The 9,690-nt window shown below is 63.2% G+C and carries 10 protein-coding genes; 7 read left to right on the top strand and 3 right to left on the bottom strand.

Annotation, left to right across the window (positions count from 1 at the left end; all coding sequences use genetic code 11):
• Nucleotides 1–39: 39 nt before the first annotated feature.
• From NMQ16_RS00240 to NMQ16_RS00250, 3 genes are read right to left on the bottom strand one after another with little or no spacing between them, the layout of a single operon-like run.
• Entirely contained in the window at nt 40–1,035 is a 996-nt protein-coding gene (locus NMQ16_RS00240) for a cytochrome d ubiquinol oxidase subunit II (protein ID WP_257078455.1), read from the bottom strand.
• Entirely contained in the window at nt 1,032–2,417 is a 1,386-nt protein-coding gene (locus NMQ16_RS00245; protein ID WP_257078456.1) for a cytochrome ubiquinol oxidase subunit I, read from the bottom strand. Before NMQ16_RS00245 ends, NMQ16_RS00240 begins: the two co-directional genes overlap by 4 nt.
• A 4-nt stretch (nt 2,418–2,421) precedes the next feature.
• Nucleotides 2,422–2,967, bottom strand: a complete 546-nt coding sequence (locus NMQ16_RS00250) for a GbsR/MarR family transcriptional regulator (protein ID WP_257078457.1) — start codon at nt 2,965–2,967, stop codon at nt 2,422–2,424.
• Between the two features lie 212 nt (nt 2,968–3,179).
• On the opposite strand from NMQ16_RS00250, the gene ndk reads away from it, so the two are divergent.
• The 7 genes from ndk to NMQ16_RS00285 all read left to right on the top strand — a co-directional run.
• A complete protein-coding gene (ndk, locus tag NMQ16_RS00255) occupies nt 3,180–3,605 on the top strand; it encodes a nucleoside-diphosphate kinase (RefSeq protein WP_069037375.1) in 426 nt (141 codons plus the stop codon).
• Nucleotides 3,606–3,615: 10 nt separating this feature from the next.
• A complete protein-coding gene (gene rlmN, locus NMQ16_RS00260; protein WP_257078458.1) occupies nt 3,616–4,725 on the top strand; it encodes a 23S rRNA (adenine(2503)-C(2))-methyltransferase RlmN in 1,110 nt (369 codons plus the stop codon).
• Entirely contained in the window at nt 4,722–5,582 is an 861-nt protein-coding gene (gene pilW / locus NMQ16_RS00265; RefSeq protein ID WP_257078459.1) for a type IV pilus biogenesis/stability protein PilW, read from the top strand. Before rlmN ends, pilW begins: the two co-directional genes overlap by 4 nt.
• Nucleotides 5,582–6,466, top strand: coding sequence for a RodZ domain-containing protein (locus NMQ16_RS00270; protein WP_257078460.1), 885 nt, complete (start codon nt 5,582–5,584; stop codon nt 6,464–6,466). Before pilW ends, NMQ16_RS00270 begins: the two co-directional genes overlap by 1 nt.
• A gap of 14 nt (nt 6,467–6,480) precedes the next feature.
• Nucleotides 6,481–7,722 carry a flavodoxin-dependent (E)-4-hydroxy-3-methylbut-2-enyl-diphosphate synthase gene (gene ispG, locus NMQ16_RS00275; protein ID WP_257078461.1) on the top strand — a complete coding sequence of 414 codons (1,242 nt, stop codon included), beginning with the start codon at nt 6,481–6,483 and terminating at the stop codon, nt 7,720–7,722.
• 10 nt (nt 7,723–7,732) lie between these two features.
• On the top strand, nt 7,733–9,034 hold the full coding sequence (hisS, locus tag NMQ16_RS00280) for a histidine--tRNA ligase (RefSeq protein ID WP_257078462.1): 1,302 nt from the start codon (nt 7,733–7,735) through the stop codon (nt 9,032–9,034).
• 42 nt (nt 9,035–9,076) lie between these two features.
• Nucleotides 9,077–9,690: tetratricopeptide repeat protein (locus NMQ16_RS00285; protein ID WP_257078463.1), on the top strand; the 614-nt coding region annotated here is incomplete at its 3' end.

The raw sequence follows: 9,690 nt of genomic DNA on the forward strand, positions 1-9,690 counted from the left end.
TGGGGGGCGGATGCCGCGCGGCATCCGCCCCCCAGCCGGTCAGCCGTAGCGCAGTTCGGTGGCCTTGCCCCAGAACACGCGATGGGCGAACAAGGTGTAACCCAGTATGGCCGGTACCGTGAAGGCGCAGCCGGCCAGGATGAGATTGAGGGCAGCCGTTGAACTGGCGGCCTGCCAGATCGTGATGCGGTCCATCACGACATAGGGATAGAGGCTGTAGGCCAGGCCCAGGCCCCCCATGAGGAACACGCCGATCGTCAGGATGAACGGCAGCCAGCACAGCGTGCCCAGCGCACGCGTGCCCGACAGGGTCCACCACAGCGCCACGAAGCAGGCGAAGGTGGCGAACGGAATCGGCAGCAAGCCGATCAGCTGTGGCAGGCTGAACCAGCGTTCGGCCACCGTGCTGCTGACCCAGGGCGTGGCCAGCGAGATCAGTCCCATGCCGATGATCACCGGTATCAGGGCAGTCCGGCCCCACTGCGCGGCGCGACGCTGCAGCTCGCCGTCTGTCTTGAGTACCAGCCAGCTGGCGCCCATCAACACGTAGGCGCAGGGCAGGGCGATGGCGATGGCCAGCGCGAACAGGTCATAGACGGCGCCTTCGGCGAAGCCGGTGATGAAGCGTCCGAGCATCCAGCCCTGCGCCACCGACGTGACGGTCGAGCCAATGAAGAAGCCGCGGTTCCACAGCGGCTTGTGGGTGTCCTGCGCCTTGACCCGGAAATCAAAGGCGACGCCGCGCAGGATCAGCCCGATCAGCATCAGCGCGATCGGAAGATAAAGCGCAGTCATCACGACACCGTGTGCCTTCGGGAAGGCGATCAGCAGAATGCCGACGCCGAGCACCAGCCAGGTTTCGTTGGCGTCCCAGAACGGTCCGATGGACGCGATCATCATGTCCTTCTGACTGTCGTTGGCGCGATGCAGCAGCATGCCGACACCCAGGTCGAAACCATCCAGCACCACATAGAGGAACATCGACAGGCCCATCAGGCCCATGAAGATGACCGGCAGGAACTCGGCCCAGGTCATGCTTCACCTGCCTTGCGCGCCAGTTGCGCGCCACCGAGCACGGCCGCGCCGCCGGTGGGCGCCGGGTCGTAGGTGTCGGACGGCTTTTCAGCCATGTAGCGCAGTACGCCGATGTAGCAGGCGATCAGCGCGGCGTATGTGATCAGATAGCCGGCCAGCGTGAGCGCGATGTAGGGCGCAGGCGTCGACGACGCGACATCCGCGGTCTTGATCAGACCCTGCACAATCCACGGCTGACGGCCGATTTCGGTCACGTACCAACCCGCGACGGTGGCCACCCAGCCAGAAAAGGTCATGCCGGCAATCGACGCAATCAGCCAGCGCGGCGCCCGCTCGGGCTGCCAGCCGTGGCGGCGCAGTATCCAGCAGCCGACCCAGCTGACCAGCAGCATCATCGTGCCGACGGCGACCATGATGCGAAAACCGAAAAACAGCGGTTTGACCGGCGGATGGTTCTCGAACTCGTTCAGTCCTTTCAGTTCGCCGTCCCATTCGTGGGTCAGGATGAAAGAGGCCATCTTCGGAATGCCGATCGCGAAGTCGTTGCGCCGTTCCGCCTCGTTCGGCAGTGCGAACAGCAGCAGCGGGGCGCCTTTCTCGGTTTCCCACACCCCCTCGATCGCAGCGATCTTTTGCGGCTGGTGCTGCAGGGTGTTGAGGCCATGCATGTCACCCACGACGATCTGCACCGGAATAAGCAGGGCGGCCAGCGTCAGTGCGGCACGCAGCGCCACCGCACTGGACGGATTGGCCTTGCGCCGCAGCACCTGCCAGGCCGAAACGCCCGCCACCAGGAAGGACATGGTCAGGAAGGACGCCAGCAGCATGTGCGCGAATCGCCACGGGAAGGACGGATTGAAGATGATTTCCAGCCAGCTGGTCACGTGGAATTCGCCATCGATGATTTCGTAGCCGACCGGCGTCTGCATCCATGAATTGAGGACCAGGATCCAGAAGGCACTCATCGTGGTGCCGAAGGCGACCAGGAAGGTGGCCAGCATATGTATACGTTCGCTGACGCGGCCATGGCCGAACAGCATGACACCGAGGAAGGTCGCCTCGAGAAAGAAGGCGGTCAGCACCTCGAAGCCCAGCAGCGGACCGGCGATGTTGCCGACCTTTTCCATGAAGCCCGGCCAGTTGGTGCCGAACTGGAAGCTCATCGTGATGCCACTGACCACGCCCAGCGCGAAAGTGAGCGCGAAAACCTTGGTCCAGAAGCGGTAGGCCGTCAGCCAGGGGCGCTGGTTTGTCTTCAGCCAGCGCCAGCGCATGAACAGCAGCATCCAGCCGAGCGCGATCGTGATGGTCGGAAACAGGATGTGGAAGGTGATGTTGGCGGCAAACTGGATGCGCGCCAGCAGGACGGGATCGAGATCCATCAGGTCACTCCTTGCTGCCGGATTTGAGCTGGCCGGTCAGTTCCAGCAGTTTCTGCACCTTGGAACCCATACGCATCAGTTTGGCGAGTGTCTGGGCATCGAGCCGCTGCACATCGTCGAACCACGTGCTCATCAGATCGATCAGATCGTGCATGCTGCGCATGCGTTCCTGCGCAATGCGGTCGGCTTCGCTGCCCGGTTCTTCGAGCAGCGCGCTGCGCAGCATGGTCAGGGTCGGTTCCATCTCGCGCCGGCGGCGTTCTTCGGCCAGCGTGCGGAACACTTCCCAGGCATCGGTCGGCGCCTCGAAGAATTCCCGCCGGTCGCCCGCGACATGCTTCATCTTCACCAGCCGCCAGGACTGCAGTTCCTTCAGTCCCATGCTCACATTCGAGCGCGAACAGCCGAGCGTGTCCGCAATCTCGTCGGCACACAACGCCGTCGGCGACACGAAGATCAGCGCGTAGATCTGGCCGACCGTGCGATTGATGCCCCAGCGGCTGCCCATCTCGCCGAAGTGGCCGACAAAGCTCTGTACGAGTGGAGTCATGAACGTGTGGATTGCAAGGGTTTTCTGCGGTTTCGTTAATGTACATCAAATTTCAGTAATTACTGAAACTTCGATAACCTTCTGAAGCAGAAGACGCCATCGGACAGCCGGGAAGCCGATCCGCGACGTCAAGGCGAAGACTTGTGGCCCCGGTCTTGCTACAATCTACGGTTGTCCTTCTACGTCCCGCAGCATTTTTCCGGAGATTCACCATGGCAGCAGAACGCACCCTTTCGATCATCAAGCCCGACGCCGTCGCCAAGAACGTCATCGGCAAGATCTACCAGCGCTTCGAAGACGCCGGACTCAAGATCGCCGCATCGCGCATGACCCAGCTGTCGCGCGCCGAGGCCGAAGGCTTCTACGCCGTGCACCGCGAGCGTCCGTTCTTCAAGGATCTGGTCGATTTCATGATTTCCGGCCCGGTGATGATCCAGGTACTGGAAGGCGAAGGCGCCATCCTCAAGAATCGTGACCTGATGGGTGCCACTGATCCGAAGAAGGCCGCGCCCGGCACCATCCGCGCCGATTTCGCCGATTCGATCGACGCCAACGCAGTGCATGGCTCGGACGCGCCGGAAACCGCCGCTGTCGAAATCGCCTACTTCTTCCCCGCGCTGAACGTCTACTCGCGCTGAGAGCCGCCGCGTGACCCGCACCAACCTGCTGCAATTCGACGCCGAAGGGTTCGCTGACTTTTTCGCCGGTCTTGGCGAAAAGCCCTTTCGCGCGCGGCAGGTCATGCGCTGGATTCACCGCAACGGCGAGGGGGAATTCGCTCAGATGAGCGACGTCGCCAAGTCGTTGCGCGCGAAGCTCGAACAGATCGCCTGCGTGGAGGCACCGGTGCCGGTGCGCGACAGCACCAGCACCGATGGCACGCGCAAGTGGCTGATCGATGTCGGCGCCGGCAATGCCATCGAAACCGTCTTCATTCCCGAAGAGCGTCGCGGTACGCTGTGCATTTCGACCCAGGCGGGTTGCGCACTCGATTGTGCATTCTGCTCGACCGGCAAGCAGGGCTTCAACCGCAATCTCGAGGTATCGGAAATCATCGGCCAGCTGTGGTTGGCCAATCGCGCGCTGGGCGCCGTGCGTGGTGGCGAGAATGACGGCGAACGTGTGATTTCGAACGTCGTGATGATGGGGATGGGCGAGCCGCTGGCCAATTTCGATGCCACGGTGAAGGCGCTGCGCCTGATGCTCGATGACAACGCCTACGGCCTGTCGCGTCGTCGGGTGACGGTGTCGACCTCCGGCATCGTGCCGGCCATGGACCGCCTGGGCGAAGCCTGCCCGGTCGCGCTTGCCGTATCGCTGCACGCGCCGAATGATGCGCTGCGCGACGAACTGGTGCCGATCAACAGGAAGTATCCATTGCGCGAGTTGCTGGCCGCGTGCGTGCGCTACCTCGATCACGCGCCGCGCGATTTCATCACCTTCGAATACGTGATGCTGGACGGCGTGAACGACAGCGACGCACATGCGCGCGAACTGGTCGCGATTGCGCGTCAGGTGCCGTGCAAGTACAACCTGATTCCGTTCAACCCGTTTCCTGCGGCACCGTTCGGGCGGTCGTCAAAAGAGCGCATCCGTGCGTTTTCGGACATCCTGATGGCGGAAGGCATCGTCACGACGACCCGCAAGACGCGCGGCGACGACGTCGACGCCGCTTGCGGGCAGCTCGCCGGCCAGGTGCTCGACCGCACCCGACGTACGCAGAAAACCATTCCACTCGTGGAGGTGCCAGCGCGGTGACCAGATTTTCAGCAGGTGTTGCGACCATCCTGTCGCTCGCCGTCCTGCTCGCCGGATGTGCGGGCAGCAAGGGCGGAAATTCAACAGGCTCCACGACAGGCAATCCGAACACGACCACCACCGTGCAGAGTCGTACCGGTGCGCAGTCGTCGGAGTACAAGCCTCTCGAACCCATCGTGACGGGGGCTGCCCGCACGCGAGCGAAATCGCATACCGAGCTGGGCATGGCCTACCTAGAGGCCGGAAATGTTGCGATCGCGCTCGAAGAAGGGCGCACCGCACTGCGCGACGACGCGTCCTACGGTCCGGCCTACAACCTGATGGGCCTGGCGCATATGTATCTGGGCGAGAAGCAGCAGGCGCGCGACAACTTCGAGCGTGCGCTGCGTCTGGCGTCAAGCGATCCGGACATCAACAACAACTTCGGTTGGTTCCTTTGCCAGGACGGTGACACCGCACGGGCGATGCAGTTGTTCAACGAGGCGATCAGGAACCCGCTGTATGCCACGCCGACCCGGCCGTACACGAATGCGGCTCTGTGCGCATTGCAGGCGAATGACCTGCAGACCGCGGAAGTCAATTTCCTGCTCGCGATCAACGCCGACCCAGGCAATACGCAGGCGATCTACAACCTGGCGGCACTGCTTTATCGCAAGGGCAGCTACCTCGAGGCGCGCAAGCAGCTGAGCAATTTCCACGCGCAGCGCGATTCAGTGGCGGAAAGTCTCTGGCTTGCAGTGCGTATCGAACGCAAACTGGGCGACAAGGTGTCCGAGGCTGGTTTCGCCAGCCAGTTGCGCCGCCGCTTTGCCGGCACACCTGAACACCAGCAACTGATGCAGGGGAATTACGACTGATGTCTGAGCAGGATGAGGTGGTCGATCTGCCGCGCGATCCGCCCACAGGTTCGGTCGGCACGCGACTGAGGCAGGCGCGCGAAGCGCGTGGCATGACGATCGACAGTGTCGGGCGTGCGATCAAGCTGGCACCGCGTCAGGTTGAAGCGATCGAAGCGGACGATTTCGACAGCCTGATGAGCCCGACCTACGTTCGAGGTTTCATACGCAACTACGCGGCGCTGATCGGTCTAGACGCGCAGACTTTGCTGGGCAGTCTCGACCAGCAGCATGTACGTGCCACGCCGCAGTTGATCGAACAGGCGAATGTAGGTGTAGCCATGCCGGTGCAGTCTGCCCGGCGCAAGTGGCTGTTGCCGCTGCTGGCGATGAGCGTTCCGGTGCTGGCGGGCCTTGCCCTTTATGTATGGTTCGAATTCTGGCCGGCGGACGTGCCGGTCGCCGGTCAGCCAGATGTTTCCCGGATCGATCCGTCGCCACTCGACGGTCCCGCATCCACGGACGAAACCGGCGGTGTCCGCTTCGATCAGGTCGATGCGTCGGCCAGCGATGTGCTGCCGCCGCCGGCTGAATTGGCGAGTGATGCGGCCTCCGATGCGATCGCCACCACAACGCCACCGGATGCCGTTGCCGAGGCGGCACCGGGACAGCACCGACTTGAATTCACCTTCAGCACGGACTCGTGGGTGGAAATCCGGGATGCCGGTGACGCCATCCTGCTGTCGGACCTGAATCGAAGCGGTAGCACGCGGATGGTGAATGCCACCTTTCCGGTCTCTCTGGTCATCGGAAATGCGCGTTCCGTGACCCTGAAGGTCGATGGACAGCCGCATGACCTGGCGCCGTCGATCAAGGTTGATGTCGCGCGACTGAGGCTCGAGTAATGGGTGATCAAGCAATGAGTTCGCTGGTCCGCCGCGCGACGCGTTCGGTCAAGGTCGCGGGCGTCACGATTGGTTCGGCCGCGCCGGTGGTCGTGCAGTCGATGACCAACACCGACACCGAAGACCACATTTCGACTGCCATCCAGGTGGCCCAGCTGGCGCGCGCCGGCTCGGAAATCGTGCGCATTACGGTGAATACGATGGAGGCCGCAGCCGCCGTGCCCAGGGTGCGCGAGCAGTTGCTGAAGATGAATGTGGATGTGCCGCTCGTGGGCGATTTCCACTTCAACGGTCACAAGCTGCTGCGAGAACATCCGGCCTGCGCCGAGGCACTGGACAAGCTGCGCATCAATCCGGGCAATGTGGGCAAGGGCAGCAAGCGCGACGAACAGTACGCAGCGTTGATCGAAATCGCCTGCCGTTACGACAAGCCGGTGCGCATCGGCGTGAACTGGGGCAGCCTCGACCAGACCTTGCTGGCGCGCGTGATGGACGAAAACGCCCGCCGGCCGCAGCCCAAGGACGCCATCGAAGTGATGCGCGAAGCCATGGTGACATCGGCGCTGGAAAGCGCCGCGCAAGCGGTCGAGTGGGGCCTTTCGCCGGATCGCATCATCCTGTCGTGCAAGGTCAGCGGCGTGCAGGACCTGATCGCCATCTACAGCGAACTCGCGAAGGGCTGCGATTACCCGCTGCATCTGGGCCTGACCGAAGCCGGCATGGGGTCCAAGGGCATCGTGGCGTCGACCGCGGCTATGGCGGTACTGCTTCAGCAGGGCATCGGTGACACGATCCGCGTATCGCTGACGCCCGAACCCAACGGCGACCGCACGAAGGAAGTGATCGTGGCGCAGGAAATGCTGCAGACCATGGGGCTGCGCGCGTTCACGCCGATGGTCGCCGCCTGCCCTGGCTGCGGACGCACCACGTCGACCTTCTTCCAGGAACTGGCGTCCGACATCCAGAGCCATGTGCGCGACCGGATGCCTGACTGGAAAACGCAGTACGACGGCGTCGAACGGATGACGCTGGCCGTGATGGGCTGCGTCGTGAATGGCCCGGGTGAAAGCAAGCATGCCAACATCGGCATTTCGCTGCCGGGCACCGGCGAGACGCCGGTCGCGCCGGTGTTCGAGGACGGTGAAAAAACCGTCACGCTGAAGGGCGACAACATCGCTGCCGAGTTCCGCAGCATCGTCGACGCCTACGTTGCCCGCACCTACACCAGGAAGATCGCCGGCACGACCGGCGCCTGAACAAAGAACAATGAGCAAACTGCAAGCCGTTCGCGGCATGAACGACATCCTGCCGGACGAGGCGGAACGCTGGGAAGCCTTCGAAACCATCGTGCGCGACTGGCTGCGCGCGTACGGATACCGCCCGATCCGCATGCCGCTGCTCGAACACACACCGCTGTTCAAGCGCGCAATCGGTGAAGTCACCGACATCGTCGAGAAGGAAATGTATTCCTTCGAAGACGCCCTCAATGGCGAAAACCTGACGCTGCGCCCGGAAGGCACCGCCTCCTGCGTGCGCGCCGTGACCGAGCACAACCTGCTGTACGACAGCCCGCGCAAGCTCTGGTACATGGGTCCGATGTTCCGCCACGAGCGGCCACAGAAGGGTCGCTACCGCCAGTTCCACCAGGTTGGCGTGGAAGCGCTCGGCTTCACCGGGCCCGATGTCGACGCCGAGCTGATCATGATGTGCCAGCGCCTGTGGGACGACCTCGACCTGATGGGCATCCGGCTGGAAATCAATTCGCTCGGCTCGCCCGAGGAGCGCCTGCAGCATCGTGCAGCACTGATCGCCTATTTCGAAGCGCACCAGGAAGAGCTGGATGAGGACGCGAAGCGCCGCCTGCACAGCAATCCGCTGCGCATCCTGGATACCAAGAATCCGGCCATGCAGGCGCTGGTCGAAGCGGCGCCGAAGCTGTCCGACTATCTGGGCAAGGAATCGCTCGCGCATTTCACCGCCATCCAGGACACGCTGCGCACCGCGAACATTCCGTTCCGAATCAATCCGCGCCTGGTGCGCGGACTGGATTACTACAACCTCACCGTATTCGAGTGGGTGACCGACCAGCTTGGCGCCCAGGGAACGGTGTGTGCCGGCGGCCGCTACGACGGACTGGTCTCGCAGCTCGGCGGCAAACCGGCTCCGGCAGCCGGCTTTGCCATGGGCATCGAACGTCTGCTGTCGCTGTGGAATCCGGTACAGGCCGACGCACTGATAGAACGCCCGGAAGCCTATGTCGTCCACTCTGGAGACGGCGTCCAGGCGGAGGCCTTCGCGCTGTCCGAGCAGCTGCGTGACGCAGGCTTCGCGACGCTGATGCACTGCGGCGGCGGCAGCTTCAAGTCGCAGATGAAGCGCGCGGATGCTTCCGGCGCTGCGGTCGCGCTGATACTGGGCGAAGACGAGGTCGCATCGGGCGATGTCACGTTCAAGCCCCTGCGCGGGGGCGACCAGATGCGCATCAGCCGCGACGACGTGGCCGAACATCTGGCCATGCTGCTGCTCGGTGGCGACGACACCGACGACGAAGAACCGCTGTTGCACTGAAAATCAATCTACAACCGGAAAAACCGGACAGGAGTCCAGGACATGGCAGCACTCGATCTTGAAGAGCAGGAACAGCTTTCGACCATCAAGGCATGGTGGGCGGCGTGGGGCAACCTGATCACCTGGACGGTGATCGCGGTTTCAGCGTCGCTGATCGGATATCAGGCGTGGAACTGGTACAACCGCGACCAGGCGGTGAAGGCCAGCGTCGTGTTCGACGCGCTGCAGGATGCCGCCCTTGCCGGCGACCTGAAGAAAACCCGCGAAACCGCCGGTCAGCTGACCGAACATTTCGGCGGCAGCGCGTATGCGAGCCTGGGCGCGCTGCTGTCGGCCAAGCTCCATGTCGACAACGGCGACACCAAGACCGCACGCGCGCAGCTGGAGTGGGTGAAGGCGAACGCTCCGGAAGACATGCTGCGCGACCTCGGCCGCCTGCGTCTGGCGTATGTGCTGATCGAGGAACAGGCGTTTGACGAGGCGAACAAGCAGCTCGACGGCAAGGTCGCCCCAGCGCTTGAAGCGCGCTTTCTCGAAGCGCGCGGTGATGTGCTGCTGATGCAGGACAAGCGTGATGAAGCCCGGACGGCCTACCAGTCCGCGCTGACGAAGATCGATGAAAACGCCAAGGCGGGTGGCGCGCGGGCCACCCCGGC

The organism is Methyloversatilis sp. XJ19-49 (assembly GCF_024580145.1).
Classification (GTDB): domain Bacteria; phylum Pseudomonadota; class Gammaproteobacteria; order Burkholderiales; family Rhodocyclaceae; genus Methyloversatilis.